This window comes from Pseudactinotalea sp. Z1732 (assembly GCF_049724975.1).
In the GTDB taxonomy this organism is placed as follows: domain Bacteria; phylum Actinomycetota; class Actinomycetes; order Actinomycetales; family Beutenbergiaceae; genus CALKWS01.
In genome coordinates, this window is record NZ_JBMPQC010000002.1 from 40,283 (window position 1) to 57,263 (window position 16,981).

The window sequence follows — 16,981 nt, forward strand, 5'->3', positions numbered from 1 at the left end:
GGCGGCACAGGGTCACCCGCCCACTGCGCAAGAATGTCCTCATGAGCACCAATCCCTTCAGCCTGTCCGGACGCACCGCGGTCGTGACCGGAGGTCGGCGCGGGATCGGTCAGGGCGCCACCCGGGCGCTCCTGGCCGCCGGCGCCGACGTCGTCGTCCTCGCCCGCCAGGACGTGCCCGCCGAGGATCGCGACTACGCCGCCTCGCTCCGGCGGAACCTGACCGAGCACCGGGTGGACCTGGGCGACCGGAGCGCCACCGAGCAGGTGGTGCAGGCCGTGCTGGACGAGCACCAGGTGGACATCCTGGTCAACAACGCCGGGGTCCAGGCCCGCCACTCCGCGGTCGACTTCCCGATGCAGGACTGGGAGCGGGTGATCGACATCAACCTGCGCGCGGTGTTCCAGTTGTGCCAGGACTTCGGGCGCCCGATGCTGCAGCGCGGTGAGGGCAAGATCATCAACATCGCCTCGCTGACCTCCTTCCAGGGCGGGCTGAACATCCCCGCCTACGCCGCCAGCAAGGGCGCGGTGGCGCAACTGACCAAGTCGCTGTGCAACGAGTGGGCCGGGCAAGGCGTGAACGTCAACGCGCTCGCACCGGGTTACATCGCCACCGACATCAACGCGGAGTTGCGCGACGACGAAGCCCGTTACGCCGAGTTGTCCGGGCGCATCCCCGCCGGGCGTTGGGGCACCCCGGCCGATATCGGCCACGCGGTGGTGTTCCTGGCCTCCCCAGGGGCCTCATACGTGCACGGTGAGGTGCTCGTCGTCGACGGTGGGTGGATGGCCCACTGAGCTCCGGGCGCCCGGGCCTTACATCTTCTCGCCGGGTAAGGCGCTGGCCTGCTCGATCCACGAGCGCAGTTGCGCCTCGTCCACGTCCTCGTCCTGGCCGATGTCGAGGTAGCGGACCTCCGGGTGCTTCGAGGCCTTCGGCGGCACCGGATCCAGTGAGGTGCCCTTGAGGAACTGCACCTGCACGTACCTGGTGTAGCACCGGAAGGAGAGGAAGTAGCCCTCATCCCCGCTGCCGTAGAACGGCTGGTTCCATTTCACCGCCTTCCGTACCTGCGGCACGGCCTCGCCGATCAGGTCATCGAGGCGGCGGCCGATCTGGTGCTTCCAGCCGGGCATGGCGCGGATGTAGTCCTGCACCGGTCCGTCGCCCTCGCCCTTGGGGATCTGCGGGTTTCCACCAGACAGGAGCCGCGGTCCGGTGTTGTCATCGTCAGACATGTCTCACCTCCGTGCCCCGGCCGTGCCCCTGGGCGGCACGACGCCGGTACGGCCCGGATGCTACGCCAGGTGAGCGCCGCCGTCGACGGGCACCACGGTGCCGGTGACGTAGTCCTGCCCCAGCAGCGCCAGGCAGGCCTGCGCCACGTCCTGCGGCGTACCGGTCCTGCCCAGCAGTGACCGGGCGGCCGCGCCCTCACGGGCCTGTGGCCACCGCGCGGTCCACCGGGTGTCGATGAAACCCGGTGCCACCGCGTTGACGCGCACGGTCGGCGCCAGTGCCTTGGCGAGCAACTTCGTGGTGTGGTTCAGGGAGGCCTTCATCGCCGCATAGGGAATGGAACTACCCCTGGGTTCCACCCCGGCGATCGAGGTGATGTTGATGATGCTGCCGCCACCCTGCTGCTGCATCAGTGGCGCGCACTCCTGGACCATGTGCCACGCGCCGAGCACGTTGCCCTGCAGCATCGCCGTCCAGACTTCATCGGTGGCCGAGGCGAGGTCGTCGTGGGCGATCTGCCTTGTCACCCCGGCGTTGTTCACCAGGATGTCCACCCGGCCCCAGCGCTCGACCGCGGCCCGGGCCAGGTCGGCAGCCTCGCCGGGCACGGTGACGTCGGCGCGCAGGTAAGCGGCGTCGTCGTACTGCGTGGTGAGATCCGGGCCCTCCCAGTCGCTGGACCTGGAGTTGCACAGTACCCGGGCGCCCCGGTCCAGCAAGGCTCGCGCAATTGCGTAGCCGATCCCGGTGGTCGAGCCGGTCACGATCGCGGTCAGGCCGTCGAATTGGTGTGGCACGTGCTGCTCCGTTCTTCAGGCGGCGGACTGGCTCAGCGACTCACCGTGGCCGAGGCCGTGGTGTAGTGGCGGAGCACATCCTCGTCGATCTGCACACCCAGCCCCGGACCTTGCGGCACCGCGACCGAGCCGTCGGTGAGGGGGAACCCCTCGGTGAGCAGGTCATCGCGAAGGGCGTTGGGGCTGCGGTCGTACTCGATCACCGGGGCGTTCTCCAGCGGAACCGGGGCGTAGGTGTGCGGCGTCGCAGGGATGACGGCGAGGGCATGGGTGGCAGCGGCCAGCGCCACTCCCGAACCCCACACGTGCGGCACGGTGAGCACCCCGAAACTGCTCGCCAGCGCGAGCACCTTGGTGAACTCGCTGAACCCGCCCATGGCGCAGATATCGGGTTGGATGATGTCCACGCACCCGTGCGTGAGCAGGCTGCGGAAGCCGTACCGGGTGAACTCCGCCTCCCCGCCGGCGATCGGGACGTCCACGGCATCGCGCACCCGGCGGTAGCCGTCCCGGTCCTCGGGGACCACGGGCTCCTCGAACCACAACACCCCCTGGTCCTCCAGTGCCCGGCCCATCCGGATGGCGGTGGCGGCGTTGTAGGCGTGGTTGGCATCCACGAGCAGAGCGATCTCGGTGCCGATGCTCTCGCGCACCACCGCCACCCGCTGGGCATCCAGGGCCACCGGCAACAGACCGATCTTGACCTTCAGCGCGTTGAACCCACTGCCCACGTAGGTCTGGGCCTGCTCGCGCAGTTCGGCGATCGCGGCGGCCTGGTCGGCGTAGCGGTCGCTGTAGTACCCGCCGGTGGCGTAGGCACCGACCCTGTCCCGGTGCGCCCCTCCCAGCAGTGCGTGCACCGGTCGGTCCAGCGACTTGCCCCAGACGTCCCACAGGGCGATGTCCAGTGCGCTGATCGCCTCGATGTAGGTGCCCTTGCGACCGAAGTCGCGGCTGAAGGCGTACAACTCCTCCCACAGGCGCACCGGCTGGTCGGCCCGGCGCCCGATCAGCAGCGGACCGAGCACGTGCTCGATGGCGGCGGCCACCGGTTCGGCCGGGCCGTACTGTCCGCCCTCACCCCACCCCACCAGGCCATCGGTGGTCACCACCCGCACCAGCAGGCTCTTGCGCTCACCGAAAGCGGCCTGGGAGGAGTAGAACCGCTGCTCGCCCAGCGGCACGCGCAGGATATGGGTCGAGATCTCGGCGATATCCATAACCGGCTCCCTCAGTCCCGGTAGCAGTACAGGACGTGCACGGCCACCATGCACAACCGGCCGTCCTCGGTGCTGGCCCGGACCTGGCAGTAGGCGGTCTGCTTCTCGGGGTTCACCGACTCCACCTCGTACTGGACCCGCACGGTCTGGCCCAGGAACACCGGCGCGAGGAAGCGGACCTTGTCATACCCGTAGGACAGCGCCGTCAGCCCGTGGTCGGCGCACAGTTTCGACGCCGCGGTCGAGGCCAGCGACAACGTCAGCGCCCCGTGCGCCACGCGCTGGCCCTCGGGGCGGGCCCGCATGTACTCGGCGTCGATGTGCTGCGGGGCGAAGTCGCCGGTGAGGCCGGCGAAGAGCGTCACATCGGTCTCCCCGACGGTCTTGCGGAACTCCGCCCGTGCCCCCACCGGGGGGAGCCAGGTGCGCTCAGACATGGGTGAACTCCTTCACTGCCCGGCGGCCGAGCATCGTCTCGTGGATCTCGCTGGTGCCATCGAAGATCTGCATGACCTTGGCGTCGTTGTGCAGTTGCCATACCTGGGCGTCCTGGGCCAGGCCCGCGGCGCCGAAGATCTGCATCGCCTCGTCGGTGTGCCGGCGGGCGGCGTCGGAGGCGAACAGCTTCGCCATCGAGATCAGGTCCCGGTCGCCTCCGGGCTGGTCGGCGAACGAGGCCACCGCGGCCAGGGTGAGCTCGCGGGCGGCCCGGTAGTCGGTCCACATCCGGCCCAGTTTGATCTGGATGCTCGGCAGCGCACTGAGCGGTTTGCCGAACGCCTCGCGCGAGCCGGCGCGCCCGGTGCCCAGTTCCAGCGCGCGGTACATGAGCCCGCAGGAGTAGGAGGCTGCCTCGATGCGGGCCAGGTTCAACCCGTCCATCATCCCCGCAAAGCCGTCACAGGTGAGCAGGTTCTGGGCCGGAACGACGACGTCGGTGAACTCCAGGGTGCCGTTGGGCATGCCCAGCACGCCGGACAGCGCCGGTCCGGGTGCGCCGGTTGCGCCGGGGGAGTCCATCTCCACCACGAGGGCGATCGTGTCGGCGTCGCGCCCGTCATGGCCCTCCTTGGCCAGCACGATCACGTAGTCCGAGACCGGGGCAAGGCCGATCCAGCTCTTGGACCCGTTCAGGACGTACTCATCCCCGCGGCGCACCGCCACGGTGCGCATGGCCCGCACGTCGGTGCCCGCATGCGGTTCGGTCATGGCGAACCCGCCGAAGGCTTCCGCCCGCTTGGTTGCCTCCAGGTACTTCCGGCGCACCCGGGGCTGGGCGTACTTGGCGAGCAGGTAGGCGTGCAGCCGGGCCACGCTGGTGGCCACGGCCAGGCCCGGCATCACCCGGGCCAGGCGTTCGCTGGTCTCGTGCACGAGCAGCCCGCGGTCGAGGTTGAGCTCCTCGCCGTCGAACAGCAGCGACTGCAGGCCGAGGTCGGCCAGCTCGTGCAAGGCTCCGGGGAAGAAGTCGGTGCCGTAGCACGGCAGCCGCTCGGCGCACCAGGTCTCTAGCCGGGCGAGAAGTTGTGCCTCATCCATGGGTTCTCCTTCCGGGACGTTCCCGGCGCATCCTCGCCAGGGTTCCCCGCGGTCATATCGGCCTCGCGGCCGGATCGGCTCCCCGGATTTGCCCCCCGCCTCGGGCGGGGGAGTTCCTGCGGTCCCTCCGGGGACAGGGCCCGCACGGGGTGTCAGAAGTCGGCCGTGGCCGCCCCGAAGTAGTCGGTGCCCAGTAACGCCGCCACGTATCCGGTCTCGGCGGCGGCGTGTACGCCGGCTGGATCCTCCCGGGCGTTCAGCAGCGTCTTGGCGTGCCCCACGGCGGCCGCACTGGTCCGCTCCAGCAGCCCGATCAGTTCGGCGACCCGGGCGCCCAGGGCGGCCTCGTCGTCGTGCACGCTGCTGACCAGGCCCAGCCGCGCGGCCGCATCGGCTCCGATCAACTCCCCGGTCAGGACCAGTTCCCTGGCCTTGGCCGGACCGACGGCCTCGGCCAACCGCCATGTTCCGCCCCAACCGGGGAGCACCCCCACCTTGACCTCCGGAAGGCCCAGGCGGGCGCCGGCCACCGCCACCCGGATGTCGCAGGCCAGGGCCAGTTCCAGCCCGCCGCCCAACGCCACCCCGTTGATCGCGGCGATCACCGGCACCGGCAGGGCACGCAACCGGGCAAAGAGGCGATGCCCGCCCATGTTGTCCGCGTGGAACTGCGTGCCACCGGCGGACTTGACCTGTTTCAGGTCCGCCCCGGCGCTGAACGCACGCGAGCCGGCCCCGGTGATCACCAGCGCGCGTATCGGCTCATCGCCGGTAGCGCCCTCGGTGACCTGATCCAGCACCCGGTCCAACCCGTGCAGGATCTCCCGGTTCAGGGCGTTGAGTTTGCCCTCCCGGTCCAGGCGCACCCGCACCGCGGAGCCGTCACGTTCGGTCTGCACCAGTGGCGTTCCGGAGTCGATCACCACATCACGTCCCGATCAGGTTCGGCAGGAACAGGACGATCTGGGGGAAGGCCACGCACAGCACCAGAACCAGGACCATGACGAAGAAGAACGGCATCATGGGTCTGACCGCGGAGAGCACGGGTATCTTCCCGATCGAGGAGGCCACCAGCAGACACAGGCCCACCGGTGGGGTGATCAGGCCCAGGGCCAGGGTCATCACCGCCACGATCCCGTAGTGCACCGGATCGATCCCGGCCAGCACCACGGCCGGCCCCAGCACCGGAATCATGATCGCCATGGCCGGGAGGGCGTCCATGAACAGTCCGATCGCGAACAGGATCAGCACGATCACACCCAGCAGCGCCCACCCGGGTACCGCATCGACGAGCCCCTGGAAGAGCCGCGGGATCCGGTAGAGGGTCAGCACGTAGGCAAGCATGGTCGCCGCGGCCAGGGCGAACAGGGCCACGGAGGTAAGTTTGGCCGCCGAGACCAGCACCCGGCCGAGTTCGCGCAGGCTGACGGTGCGGTAGACCACCAGAGCCAGGAACAGCGAGTAGACCACCGCCAGTAGCGCCGCCTCGGTGGCGGTCACGAATCCCAGGCGGAACCCGCCCAGCACGATCACGATGATGCCCAGGGCGGGCACCGCCTGCAGGAACGTGCGCCCGGCCTCACGGGCCTTGAACGAGGACTCCCGGGGGTAGTTCTTCCGGCGGGCCACGATGTAGGCGGCGATCATCATGCCCACACCCATCATCAGCCCTGGCACGATCCCGGCCACGAACAACGCCCCGATCGAGGTGTTGGTCAGCGATCCCCAGACGATCAGTTGGATGCTGGGAGGGATCACCGAACTGATCACGGCCGAGGCAGCAGTGATACCGACGGTGAAACCGGCCGGATAGCCCCGCTTGATCATCTGCGGGATCAGCACCGAACCGGTTCCGGCCACATCGGCGGTGGAGGACCCGGACATACCGGAGAACCCGATCGAGGCACCGACGTTGACGATGCCCAGACCACCGCGGATCCAGCCCACCGTCGCCCGGGCGAAGTCGATGAGTTTCTCGGTGATCCCCGAGGCGGTCATGATCGCCGCGGCGAAGATGAAGAACGGGACCGCCAACAGGATGAAGGAGTCCAGCCCCGCATACATCCGCTGCACCATCAACTCGGTGCTGAGCTGGGGATGCAGCAGCAGGAACGGCGCGCACGCCAGCAACAGCCCGAATGCCACCGGCACCCGCAGCGCGCTGGCCAGCAGGAAGATGGTGAGGATGATGATCATGACGGCCATCGCACTCATCGCACCTCACCCCCCTTGGTTCCCTCGTTCGGGTGCGTGGTCTCGCTCGTGATCGGCTCGATCAGGGCTCCCTCGTCGAGCCGAAGACCGCCCTTGTCCGGCCGGCGCATGCCTTCCCACCAGACCTCGATGGAGAACAGCATCATGAGGATCGAGGAGACCATCGGGGCGGTGAAGGTATACACCAGCGACATCCCCGAGGTAGTGGAGGTCCGCCCCGTGCCGGTCTCGACGAAGGACACGCTCCCGATGAACAACACCACCGCGATCACGGTGACCAGGGCCAGGCCCAGCGTGATGATGACACGCTGGGCCCGGTCCCCGATGCTCTTGGGGATCAGGTCGATCAGGAAGTGCTCCGAGGTGCGTACCCCCACCGCTGCGCCGAGGAAGACCAACCAGATGAGGCACATCCGGGCGATCTCCTCGGTCCACAGCGCGCGGGTGAGGAAGGGCAGGTACCTGCCCAGGATCTGGTACGCGACGACGGCGACCATCACCGCCAGCGCAAAGGCGCTGAGGGCGACCGCGACCTTGTAGAGCGCGTCGGTGAGACGCCGAAGCATCAGCCCTCCGAACGCAGCGCGATGATCTGCTCGAGGGTGTCCACCGCGTCCCACTGCTCGGCGTAGTCGTACCAGACGTCCTCGACGGCGTCCTGGACACCCGAGGTGTCCACGTCGATGACCTCCACGCCATCACGCGAGGCGAGGTCGTCGAGCATCTCACCATCGACCTCGGACTCGAGGTTGCGCTCGAATTCGCCGGCCTCCTCGGCGGCCTCGATCACCAGCGCGGACAGTTCCTCACCGAGGTTGTCCAGGGTCATCTGGGAGATCAGCAGCGGACGGATGGTCACCTCGTGGTTGGTCCGCAGGATGTAGGGGGCCACCTCGTAGAACTTCTGGGAGTCGATGAAGACCGCCTCGTTGTCCGCGCCCTCGACGACGCCCTGCTGCAGTGCGTTGTAGAGCTCGTTGTAGGCCACCACGGTGGGCTCCAGGCCGATCGCGGCGAAGGAGTCGGTCAGCACGGCCGAGGGCTGCACGCGAAGCAGCCGGCCCTCGATGTCGTCGAGGGACTCGGCGGGCTCGGTGAAGAACAGCTGCCGGAAACTACCGCCGAAGTAGGTCAGCGGTCGGGTTCCGGTGGTCTCGGCCAGGTTCTCGGCCAGTCCGGCGGCGATGTCTCCCTCGATGACGGCGTCGCGCTGTTCCTGGGAGTTGATCAGGAACGGCACCGACAGGATGGACATCTCCGGTGCGAACTCACCGATCGAACCGGGGGCGATGATGCCCACGTCGATGGTGCCGGACTGCATGCCCTGGAACATCTCGGTCTCGTTGCCCAGTGCCGCGTTCGGGTGGGTCTCCACCACTACACGGCCCTCGGTCTTCTCCTCCACCAGTTCGGCGAACCGGTTCAGGCCCTCGTCGAAGGGGGTATCGACGGCCAGTTGGTGCCCGGCGGTCAGGACGAACTCGGCCTCGGCGCCACCGCCGCCTCGGTTTCCGTTGGTGTCACCGGTGCCGTTGTCGTCGCCGTTGTCGCCGTTGCATCCGGCCAGTACGAGCGCGGCTGCGGCCGCGGTCGCGACCAGTGCGCGGCGGGTCATGGACTTGGTCATGGGAGTGAACCTCTCTTGAGTGAGTCTTCTGTGGGGTGCGTTGTGCGTGGATTGGTGCTGGGTTGCTGCTGGGTTGGTGCTGTCTGGATGGGTCAGAGGATAAGCACGGAAGGGCCTACTGGAAGAACGTGGAGTTCATCAGGGTTACGTCGCGGACCACCGGGGTGAAGTCCATCCGGTCCAGGACGTCGGCCTGCAGATCGATCCCGGGAGCGATCTCGATCAGTTCCAGACCCTCGTCGCCGAGGGTGAACACGGCGCGTTCGGTGACATAGAGAACCTCCTGGCCCAACTCGCGGGCCCGGGATGCGCTGAAGGTGATCTGGGCGACCTCCTCAACGAACTTGTGTACCTGACCTTCGGTCGTGACACGCAACTGGCCGTGGCCGATCTCGAACCTGGCGCCGAGGGCGGTGAAGGAACCGCAGAAAACCACCCGCCTGGTGCCCTGGGTGATGTTGATGAAGCCGCCGGCCCCGGAGATCGCTCCCTTGGGGCGGGAGGAGTTGACGTTGCCGTACTGGTCCACCTCGGCCACACCGAGGAAGGCGATGTCCAACCCGCCGCCGTCGAAGTAGTCGAACTGGTAGGCCGCGTCCATGCTGACCGCGGGGTTGTAGACTGCGCCGAACTCCACGCCCCCGGCAGGGGTTCCGCCGATGTGGCCGTGTTCGACCGCGAACGCCAATTTCTTGGTCAGGCCGCGTTCGGACGCGATCTGGGCGATCCCGTCGGGCATCCCGACGCCGAGGTTGACCACCGAGTGGGGGGTGAGTTCCTCGGCGGCACGTTCGGCCACCACCCGTCGCGGCCCCTTCGGCAGCCCCGGCAGGCTGGTGGCCGGAGCGCGCACCGCACCGGTGAAGGCCGGCTGGTAGTACTGCCGGGAGGTCTGGGGCTGATCCGGGGCGAGCACCACGCCGTCCACCAGCGCACCGGGAACCTTCACGGCGTGGGGGTGCATGGCGTAGGCCTCGGTGAGGTACTTCACCTGGGCGTAGACCTTGCCGCCATTGGCCTTGACGGCCTGGGCCGCGGAGAAGGCCTCCAGCATCGAGGCTTCCTCGGTGAAGGAGAGGTTTCCCAACTCGTCGGCGCAGGTGGCCCGCAGCAGCGCGACGTCCATTTGTGGCGACGGGTAGAACAGGTACTCCTGGCCCGCCAGTTCCACCAGTTCCACGATCTGCTCGGTGGTCACCGCGTTCAGCCGGCCGCCCTCGACCCGCGGGTCCACGAAGGTGCGCAGACCCACGCCGGTGACCAGGCCGGGGCGCTTCCCGCCGGTCTCGCGCAGTAACTGGGCGATCACTCCCTGCGGCAGGTTGTAGGCCTCGATCACGTCGCGCTGGGCGAGGTCGGCCATCTTGGGCGCCATGCCCCAGTGCCCACCGACCACGCGCTTGACCAGGCCCTCGTGGGCCAGGTGGTTCAGTCCGGTGCTCTCCCGGTCACCGATACCGGAGCAGTGCCAGATGGTCAGGGACGTCGGAGCGGCCTCGGTGGTGAAGCGTTCCTCGAGCGCGGCCAACAGCCGGCCCGGTTCCTGCAGGCCTCCGCCGGAACCGCCCACGAAGACGGTGGAACCGGCCGGGATGCGTGCGGCGACCTCGGCCGCGGCCAGCACCGGCTTGGGACTCCACTGGCCCTTGGGGTGGGCGACGTCGGAGGAAGCGGGAATGGATGGGGCAAGACTCATCGGGGACTCACTCCTGTGGTACGTAACAGTTCCCGGCTGCGGTGAAGGGCGGCCAGGAACCCGCGCCGCCGCTCCGCGTCGGCGCGTTGGGTCGGCGCGGAGACGCAGATTGCGTAGTAGCCATCGGGATCGTTCTGCATCGGGACGGGAATCCCGACCGACGTCACGCCGGCCTCGTTCTCCTCGTTCGCCTCGGTGTACCCCCGCTGCAGGCTCCGATCGATCTCTGCGGCCAGGTCCGCCACATTGGTGATCGTGCTCGGGGTGAAACTACACAGTTCCAGGCTCACGATCAGATCGTTGCGCTGCGGCAACGGCAAGGCGGTGAGCAAGGACTTGCCGATCGCGGTGCAGTGCAGCGGACCACGCTGACCCACGCTGCCCTTGATGCCGAGCATGCCGGGTCCGTGGATCACGTCCAGGTAGATGAACTCCTTGCCGATCAAGGTGCCCAGGATCACGGTCTCGCCGACGCTGTCGGCCAGGTCGGTGAGGATGGCGTGCATGTCGCTCAGCCCACTGGAGGCGTGCACCGCTTCCACGGCCAGGAACATCTGCGGTCCGAGCCGGTAGGTGGCCGAGGGGGAACGGGTGACCCAATCGGTGGCGACCAGGGTCGTCAGCATCCGGTGGGTGGTGCTCACCGGCAGGTTCTGGGCGCGAGCGATGGCGCTGACCCCCTGCCCGTGCGGATGCTGCATCAGGTGCTGCAGAACGCGCAGCCCCTTCGCCAGCATGCTGGTTTCCATGGTGTGGAAAGCCCTCCCGGTGAGTAGAAGGTAGACGGTAACATGCAGGGATGATGCGATCCACCCCCTCCGCCGAAGGTCACCCTTCGGGTTCCCCAGTGCCCGATGCGTTCGCCCGGTTGGACGACCAGGTGGTGCTCGTCACCGGTGCCGGCGGGGCCCTCGGCACCGCACTGATCAGCACGTTGCGCGCGGCCGGCGCCCGTGTGGTGGCCGCCGACCTGCAGGCCGTGCCCACCACCGACGACGGCGTGCACGCCGTGGCTTTGGACGTCACCTCGGAGGCGTCGGTGCTCACGGGAATGCAAGCCGCTGAGCGGTCGTGGGGCCGCCTGGATGCCGTCGTCAACAATGCCGGGGTGCTGCACGAGGTCGGCGTGGAGGACGCCCGCGCCGATGAGGTGTGGCAACGCACGATGGCGGTGAACCTGGACGGGGCGCACCGGGTGACCCGGATCGCGGTGCCGTACCTGCGCCGCCAACCCTCGGCCGCGATCGTCTCGATCGCTTCCCAACTGGCTTACAACGGTGGATCACAGGCCAGCGCCTACACCGCGTCCAAGGCGGGCCTGCTCGGCCTGACTCGCGCCCTCGCCCACGAACTGGGCCCGAATATCCGGTGCAATGCCGTGGCGCCCGGACCGCTGGAGACGGCGATGACGGTCGGCTACCCCGAGGAGTGGCGCGCCCGTAAGACCGCGAGGATGATCCAGGGCCGGTTCGGCCGCGCCGCTGAGGTGGCCCCGGCGGTGCGGTTCCTGCTCAGCGACGAGGCCTCCTTCATCACCGGCCAGACGGTGCACGTCAACGGTGGCGGGGTGATGTCATGACCACGCCGATCGCGGGGCTGAGCCAGGAGATGCTCACCGAGGCCGCCCACCTGTTGGACTTCGGTACCGGCGCGCGGCTGCCCCATGGCGGGTTCGGATGGCTCGACACCACCGGTGTGCCGATGCCCGGGCGCCCGCGGATGCTGTACGTGACCTGCCGGATGACCCATACCTACGCCCTCGGCGCGCTCGCCGGTCACCGCGGCGCCACCGAGATGGTGCGCCACGGCATCGCTGCGCTCAACGACGTCTTCCGCGACGCCGACCACGGCGGATGGTTCACGGCCGTCGATGAGACCACTTCCGAGCCGGTGCAGTCGACCAAATGGGCCTACCCGCACTCCTTCGTGGTGCTGGCGGCGGCCTCGGCCACCCTCGCCGGCGTGCGCGGTGGGCGGGAACTGCTGGAGGAAGCGCTGGGGGTGTTGACCGAGCGGTTCTGGGATGAGGCCCAGGGCGCGCTGGTGGAGGAGTGGGACCGCACCTTCACCACACTGAGCCCCTACCGCGGGGCCAACTCGGCGATGCACGGGGTGGAGGCGTTGCTCGCCGCCGCCGATGCCACCGGCGACGGGCGCTGGGCGCAGATGGCCCACCGCATCTCCGAGCGGATGATCGCGGCCGCCCGCGATCACGAGTGGCGCCTGCCCGAGCACTACGACGAACACTGGCGGCCCGACCTGGAGCACAACGCGGACCAGCGCGAGGACCCGTTCAAACCCTATGGCGCCACGCCCGGACACTCCTTCGAGTGGGCCCGGCTGCTGGTGCACCTGGGGCAGGGCGATGCGGACCTGACCGCGGCGGCCGAGCGGTTGTTCCACCGCGCCGTCACCGACGCCTGGGCGGTCGACGGCGAGCAGGGGTTCGTCTACACCGTGGACTGGCAGGGTGAACCGATCGTGCGCAACCGTCTGCATTGGGTGCTGTGCGAGGCGCTCGCGGCCGCGAGCGTGCTGGGTCAGACCACCCAACTGCTCGAGTACCCCACCTGGTTGCAGCGGTGGTGGCGCTACGCGAGGGAGCACCACATCGATACCGTCGGGGGCTCCTGGCACCACGAACTCGGCCCGGACCTGACCCCCTCCACCCGCATCAGGCCCGGTAAGGCCGACATCTACCACGCCGTGCAGGCCTGCCTGCTGCCGGTCCTGCTCCCGGCCCGGTCACTGGCCGGGGCGCTTACCGCCACGACCGTGCATCTTCCCGAACCACCTGCCCGCGGGCGCCAACATGCCCGCGGCGCAACCAATGGGCCGCAGTAACCCCGAACCGACGCCGCGGACGCGGCCGTCACCCCGAAGGAGAATCCCATGACGGCGCCCGCCGATTTGACCGGAGCCAGCGACGACCTGCGGGAGATGGTGCGCGAATTCACCGCAGCCCGCATCGCCCCGGTGGTGGCCGAACTCGACGAGACCGAGCGGTTCCCGAGCGAGATCTACCAGGATATGGGTGGGCTCGGGCTCTTCGGCATCACCGTTGCTGAGGACGAGGGGGGAGCCGGCGGAACCGTCGCCGACTACATCACGGTGATGGAGGAACTCTCCTACGGATACGCCAGCGTGGCCGACCAGTGCGGGCTGGTGGAACTGGTGGCCTCGCTGCTGGTGGCGCACGGCACCCCCGACCAGCGTGAGCAGTACCTGCCCGGGCTGCTGGCCGGCACGCTGCGCTGCAGTTACGCACTCACCGAGGCCGCAGCCGGTTCCGATCTCGGAGGCCTGGCGACGACGGCACGGCGCGACGGCGATGACTGGATCCTGAACGGGGAGAAGGTCTTCATCCACAACGCACCGGTGGCTGACTTCGCGATGGTGCTGGCCGTCACGGATGCGTCCAAGCGCAAGCGCGGTGGCATGTCGATGTTCCTGGTCGACGTGGACCAGCCCGGTGTGGAGCGCGCTTACACCGAGCACAAGATGGGTCAGCGGGCCTCCCCGGTGGGCGGATTCGTGTTCCGGAACGTCCGCCTGCCCGCCACCGCCATGCTCGGTGCCGAGGGCACCGGCTTCGGCGCGGTCCTGTCGGTGCTCGAGAAGGGGCGCCTGGGGATCGGCGCGCTCGCCAACGGCATCACCCGTGCAGCGGTGGACACCGCCCGCGACTACGCGATCGGCAGGAGTCAGTTCGGCCAGCCGATCGGGGCGTTCCAGGCCGTCTCCTTCACCCTGGCGGACATGGCCACCGAGTATCAGGCCGCCAGGTTGCTGCTGGAGTCCGGCGCCGCGCGTCTGGACGCCGCTCAGGAGGCCGGGGTGGCGTGCTCGATGGCCAAACTGTTCGCCAGCGAGACGGCGGTGCGCGCGACCGGGCATGCCGTGCAGATTCTGGGTGGGTCCGGATACATCCGTGGGGTGCCGGCCGAACGCCTCTACCGCGATGCCCGGGTCACCACGATCTATGAGGGCACCAGCGAGGTGCAGCGCCTGATCATCTCCCGGGACCTGCTCGGCCGGCTCGCGTAAACCATGCCCTCGACGGGCGCACCTGCCCATCTCTCGTGTGCTCGCCCGAGTCGTCGCTCGGCCGGCTCACCTACGCGACTGACCCCGACGGTTCGCCCGTGTGTGTCCCATCCCACGGTCTGGTCCGCTGCGGTGCGTGGGCAGGCTAAGGTCAACGCCGTGGATCTGATCTGGCGGCCCCTGACCCTGCACGATGTGGCGGCAGCCACGGAGTTGAACAACACCGTGGCCCTCGCCGATGGCACCGGCGCGGTGGTCACCCAGGACGCCCTGGCCGAGTCCTTCAAGCAACCGAGATTCGATCCGGCCACCGACACCATGAGTGTGTGGAAGGGCGCGGATCTGATCGGCGTGGGCGCGGTGTCCAGCCGCGAAACGCTGGTGGAGGGCAAGGCCCTGATGGGCACGCACGGGCACATTCACCCCGCGCACCGCCGCCAGGGTCTGGGCACGCAGTTGCTCACCTGGTTGCAGGAGCGGGCCTTGGCTCTGGCTGCCGAGCGCTTCCCCGGTGAGCCGGTGCGGTTGCGCACCTCCGGGGGCCCGGCCGACTCGCCCACCCAGCGCCTGTTGGAGGCTTTCGGCTTCACCCCGGACAACTACTTCCTGACCATGGAGGTGGACCTGGCCTCCTGGACCGACCCGGGCACGGTGACCCGCGCCGTCGCCCCGGATGCGGCGATGCAGGCTGCGACGCGCGAGGCGCACAACGACTCCTTCCGCGACCACCGCAACCACAGTGAGATCTCCGCCTCGGACTGGGAGCACTTCGCCACCATGTCCACCGTGCGGCCGCACCTCTCGCGCGTGATCCTCGACGGCGACCGGGTGCTGGCCTACGCGATCGCGGGGGAGTACCAACCCGGGGTGGTGCACATTAACCTGGTCGGAACGCGCCGGGAAGTGCGCGGCCAGGGCCTGGCCAAGGACGTGCTGATCTCGGCACTGCGCGCGGCGCGCGACGCCGGGTACCGCGTCAGTGAACTGGAGGTGGACTCCACCAGCCCGACCGGCGCCGACCATCTCTACCGCTCGGTGGGCTACCGGCAGGTGCGGGTGATCTCCCGCTACATCCGCGACGTCGGCTGATCGAATCGCACCGCCGATATCGCGTGCGGGTTGCAGGTCCGATCCGGCCACGATCCGGGTTCAGGTGGGGCACGATGGGGCGGTGCCCACCACCTACCGTGTCCGGGTCGACCTGGACGATGTCACCCCGCCGATCTGGCGGGAGGTGCGCATCGGTGCCGACAGACCGCTCCCGGTCCTGCACTGCGTGCTGCAGGAGGCGATGGGGTGGATGGATACCCATCTGCACGCCTTCCGCCGTACCGGTGCCGGCGGCCAGGTGCAGGTCTGGCAGGAGTCCCCGGAGGTGTTCGACTCCCCCCTCCCGGAAGCGCCCTCGGTGCAGGAGGAAGCCGAGGCCTCCGTGGCCGATCTGCTACCCGGCCAGGGGGCGCAGGCGACATACGTCTACGACTTCGGGGACGGTTGGGAGCACCGCCTCACCGTGCTGGAAGTCACCGAGGAGGCACCCGCCGACGACGCGGCGCACGTCTTGGGCGGAGAGCGCGCCGGTCCACCGGAGGACTGCGGCGGAGCCCCTGGCTACATGCACATACGGCGGAACCTGACCGCACTGGCCCAGGACCCCGATGCCGATCTGGAGGAGGCGGACCGAGAGGTCATCCACCTCACCTTCGGCTCCCGGGAACCGGCCCGGATCCTCGCCCTGCTGGACCGTTTCGACGTCCGCACCGCAGACGCCCGGGTCCGTGCCGTCACCACCCCCCTTCCCCCCATCGGTGCACCGTTGTCGCAGGTGATGGCCGAGGCGGAGGCCCGTGGCTCGGTGCTGCTGACCCGGATGGCCCACCTGGCGCGTCTGGATCACACCAACCGGCTTGACCCGGATGCCTGCGCGGCGATGATGGACCCGCTCATCTGGTTCCTGCGGCACGTGGGCACCGACGGTCTGCGGCTGACCTCCGCCGGACTCCTCCGGCCGGCCGATGTGGCGGCCGTGGCACAGCGGCTGCAGTTGCAGCGGGAGGGTCCCGGCACCCACAAGCGGGAGTCCCACTCGCCCCGGGTGACCGAATTCCGCGAGATGATCCAGGCCCTCGGGTTGGCGCGCAAGGCCAAGGGCACGCTGTCGGTGACCGCTGCCGGCAAGCGTCTCATGGCCGACCCGGTGGCGCTGTGGCAGCACGTGGTGGGCCGGCTGCCGCTGGGCCGCACCGAGTTCGACCGGGCCTGCGCCATCGTGATGATGCTCGACCTGGCCGGGCAACCCGTGGCGGAGCCGGACGTGGTGACGCACGTCGATGTCCTGGAACCGGCGGAGCAATCCGACCGGCTGCGCAGGGAGCGGTCCCGGGTTGACCACAGACTGGCCGATGCGGTCTCGGCGCTGGGCTGGCGCACCGATGAAGGTCTGGTCGACGGGCTCGACGTGCGCCTGGGTGGTTACCTGACCCGGACGGTGCTGCGACGCTGTGATGTGCTCCCGCGCTATCGCGGGGACCTGCTCTGGACCCCCACCGCTCACGGGCGAGAGTTCCTGGTCGCCGCGCTACGCGCCTGAGCCGCATCC

17 protein-coding genes are annotated in these 16,981 nt (G+C 69.0%); 6 read left to right on the forward strand and 11 right to left on the reverse strand.

What is annotated here, in order from left to right; translation table 11 throughout:
- The first annotated feature begins 41 nt into the window (after positions 1–41).
- The gene (locus ACPL7H_RS04030; protein ID WP_424795833.1) at positions 42–800 is read left to right on the forward strand and encodes an SDR family oxidoreductase; all 759 of its coding nucleotides are present in this window, start codon (positions 42–44) and stop codon (positions 798–800) included.
- Positions 801–818: 18 nt separating this feature from the next.
- Here ACPL7H_RS04030 and ACPL7H_RS04035 read toward each other — a convergent pair whose 3' ends face one another.
- From ACPL7H_RS04035 to ACPL7H_RS04085, 11 genes are all read right to left on the reverse strand, one after another.
- Positions 819–1,241 carry a DUF1801 domain-containing protein gene (locus ACPL7H_RS04035; RefSeq protein ID WP_424795834.1) on the reverse strand — a complete coding sequence of 141 codons (423 nt, stop codon included), beginning with the start codon at positions 1,239–1,241 and terminating at the stop codon, positions 819–821.
- Between the two features lie 60 nt (positions 1,242–1,301).
- Positions 1,302–2,039 (reverse strand): SDR family NAD(P)-dependent oxidoreductase, encoded by a 738-nt coding sequence (locus ACPL7H_RS04040; protein WP_424795835.1) that lies wholly within the window; start codon positions 2,037–2,039, stop codon positions 1,302–1,304.
- A gap of 32 nt (positions 2,040–2,071) precedes the next feature.
- Positions 2,072–3,259 (reverse strand): mandelate racemase/muconate lactonizing enzyme family protein, encoded by a 1,188-nt coding sequence (locus ACPL7H_RS04045; RefSeq protein WP_424795836.1) that lies wholly within the window; start codon positions 3,257–3,259, stop codon positions 2,072–2,074.
- An 11-nt stretch (positions 3,260–3,270) separates the two neighbouring features.
- Complete coding sequence (locus ACPL7H_RS04050) at positions 3,271–3,696, reverse strand: MaoC family dehydratase (RefSeq protein ID WP_424795837.1); 426 nt, start codon at positions 3,694–3,696, stop codon at positions 3,271–3,273.
- Entirely contained in the window at positions 3,689–4,798 is a 1,110-nt protein-coding gene (locus tag ACPL7H_RS04055) for an acyl-CoA dehydrogenase family protein (RefSeq protein WP_424795838.1), read from the reverse strand. Before ACPL7H_RS04055 ends, ACPL7H_RS04050 begins: the two co-directional genes overlap by 8 nt.
- Positions 4,799–4,950: 152 nt before the next feature.
- Complete coding sequence (locus tag ACPL7H_RS04060; protein WP_424795839.1) at positions 4,951–5,721, reverse strand: enoyl-CoA hydratase/isomerase family protein; 771 nt, start codon at positions 5,719–5,721, stop codon at positions 4,951–4,953.
- A gap of 4 nt (positions 5,722–5,725) precedes the next feature.
- On the reverse strand, positions 5,726–7,012 hold the full coding sequence (locus tag ACPL7H_RS04065) for a TRAP transporter large permease (RefSeq protein ID WP_424795840.1): 1,287 nt from the start codon (positions 7,010–7,012) through the stop codon (positions 5,726–5,728).
- Positions 7,009–7,578, reverse strand: a complete 570-nt coding sequence (locus tag ACPL7H_RS04070; RefSeq protein ID WP_424795841.1) for a TRAP transporter small permease — start codon at positions 7,576–7,578, stop codon at positions 7,009–7,011. Before ACPL7H_RS04070 ends, ACPL7H_RS04065 begins: the two co-directional genes overlap by 4 nt.
- Entirely contained in the window at positions 7,578–8,639 is a 1,062-nt protein-coding gene (locus ACPL7H_RS04075; RefSeq protein ID WP_424795842.1) for a TRAP transporter substrate-binding protein, read from the reverse strand. Before ACPL7H_RS04075 ends, ACPL7H_RS04070 begins: the two co-directional genes overlap by 1 nt.
- A gap of 115 nt (positions 8,640–8,754) precedes the next feature.
- Entirely contained in the window at positions 8,755–10,335 is a 1,581-nt protein-coding gene (locus ACPL7H_RS04080; protein ID WP_424795843.1) for an acyl CoA:acetate/3-ketoacid CoA transferase, read from the reverse strand.
- Positions 10,332–11,084: an IclR family transcriptional regulator gene (locus ACPL7H_RS04085; protein WP_424795844.1), complete on the reverse strand. Its 753-nt coding sequence runs from the start codon at positions 11,082–11,084 to the stop codon at positions 10,332–10,334. Before ACPL7H_RS04085 ends, ACPL7H_RS04080 begins: the two co-directional genes overlap by 4 nt.
- Before the next feature lie 50 nt (positions 11,085–11,134).
- Between ACPL7H_RS04085 and ACPL7H_RS04090 the strand changes: the two genes are divergently transcribed.
- The 5 genes from ACPL7H_RS04090 (at position 11,135) to ACPL7H_RS04110 (ending at position 16,972) form a co-directional block, all read left to right on the forward strand.
- Positions 11,135–11,914 carry an SDR family NAD(P)-dependent oxidoreductase gene (locus tag ACPL7H_RS04090; RefSeq protein WP_424795845.1) on the forward strand — a complete coding sequence of 260 codons (780 nt, stop codon included), beginning with the start codon at positions 11,135–11,137 and terminating at the stop codon, positions 11,912–11,914.
- A complete protein-coding gene (locus tag ACPL7H_RS04095) occupies positions 11,911–13,179 on the forward strand; it encodes an AGE family epimerase/isomerase (protein WP_424795846.1) in 1,269 nt (422 codons plus the stop codon). The genes ACPL7H_RS04090 and ACPL7H_RS04095 overlap by 4 nt, the downstream gene beginning before the upstream one ends.
- 48 nt (positions 13,180–13,227) lie before the next feature.
- Positions 13,228–14,382, forward strand: a complete 1,155-nt coding sequence (locus ACPL7H_RS04100) for an acyl-CoA dehydrogenase family protein (RefSeq protein ID WP_424795847.1) — start codon at positions 13,228–13,230, stop codon at positions 14,380–14,382.
- Positions 14,383–14,484: 102 nt separating this feature from the next.
- The gene (locus ACPL7H_RS04105; protein WP_424795848.1) at positions 14,485–15,471 is read left to right on the forward strand and encodes a GNAT family N-acetyltransferase; all 987 of its coding nucleotides are present in this window, start codon (positions 14,485–14,487) and stop codon (positions 15,469–15,471) included.
- Positions 15,472–15,553: 82 nt separating this feature from the next.
- Positions 15,554–16,972 carry a plasmid pRiA4b ORF-3 family protein gene (locus ACPL7H_RS04110; protein ID WP_424795849.1) on the forward strand — a complete coding sequence of 473 codons (1,419 nt, stop codon included), beginning with the start codon at positions 15,554–15,556 and terminating at the stop codon, positions 16,970–16,972.
- Positions 16,973–16,981: the final 9 nt, after the last annotated feature.

Excerpts from the sequence above, each read along its gene's own strand:
- ACPL7H_RS04095 (WP_424795846.1), top strand. The coding sequence starts at position 11,911 with ATGACCACGCCGATCGCGGGGCTGAGCCAGGAGATGCTCACCGAGGCC.
- ACPL7H_RS04090 (WP_424795845.1), top strand. The coding sequence starts at position 11,135 with ATGATGCGATCCACCCCCTCCGCCGAAGGTCACCCTTCGGGTTCCCCA.
- ACPL7H_RS04070 (WP_424795841.1), bottom strand. The coding sequence starts at position 7,578 with ATGCTTCGGCGTCTCACCGACGCGCTCTACAAGGTCGCGGTCGCCCTC.
- ACPL7H_RS04030 (WP_424795833.1), top strand. The coding sequence starts at position 42 with ATGAGCACCAATCCCTTCAGCCTGTCCGGACGCACCGCGGTCGTGACC.
- ACPL7H_RS04085 (WP_424795844.1), bottom strand. The coding sequence starts at position 11,084 with ATGGAAACCAGCATGCTGGCGAAGGGGCTGCGCGTTCTGCAGCACCTG.
- ACPL7H_RS04100 (WP_424795847.1), top strand. The coding sequence starts at position 13,228 with ATGACGGCGCCCGCCGATTTGACCGGAGCCAGCGACGACCTGCGGGAG.
- ACPL7H_RS04045 (WP_424795836.1), bottom strand. The coding sequence starts at position 3,259 with ATGGATATCGCCGAGATCTCGACCCATATCCTGCGCGTGCCGCTGGGC.
- ACPL7H_RS04080 (WP_424795843.1), bottom strand. The coding sequence starts at position 10,335 with ATGAGTCTTGCCCCATCCATTCCCGCTTCCTCCGACGTCGCCCACCCC.
- ACPL7H_RS04055 (WP_424795838.1), bottom strand. The coding sequence starts at position 4,798 with ATGGATGAGGCACAACTTCTCGCCCGGCTAGAGACCTGGTGCGCCGAG.
- ACPL7H_RS04035 (WP_424795834.1), bottom strand. The coding sequence starts at position 1,241 with ATGTCTGACGATGACAACACCGGACCGCGGCTCCTGTCTGGTGGAAAC.
- ACPL7H_RS04065 (WP_424795840.1), bottom strand. The coding sequence starts at position 7,012 with ATGAGTGCGATGGCCGTCATGATCATCATCCTCACCATCTTCCTGCTG.
- ACPL7H_RS04075 (WP_424795842.1), bottom strand. The coding sequence starts at position 8,639 with ATGACCAAGTCCATGACCCGCCGCGCACTGGTCGCGACCGCGGCCGCA.
- ACPL7H_RS04050 (WP_424795837.1), bottom strand. The coding sequence starts at position 3,696 with ATGTCTGAGCGCACCTGGCTCCCCCCGGTGGGGGCACGGGCGGAGTTC.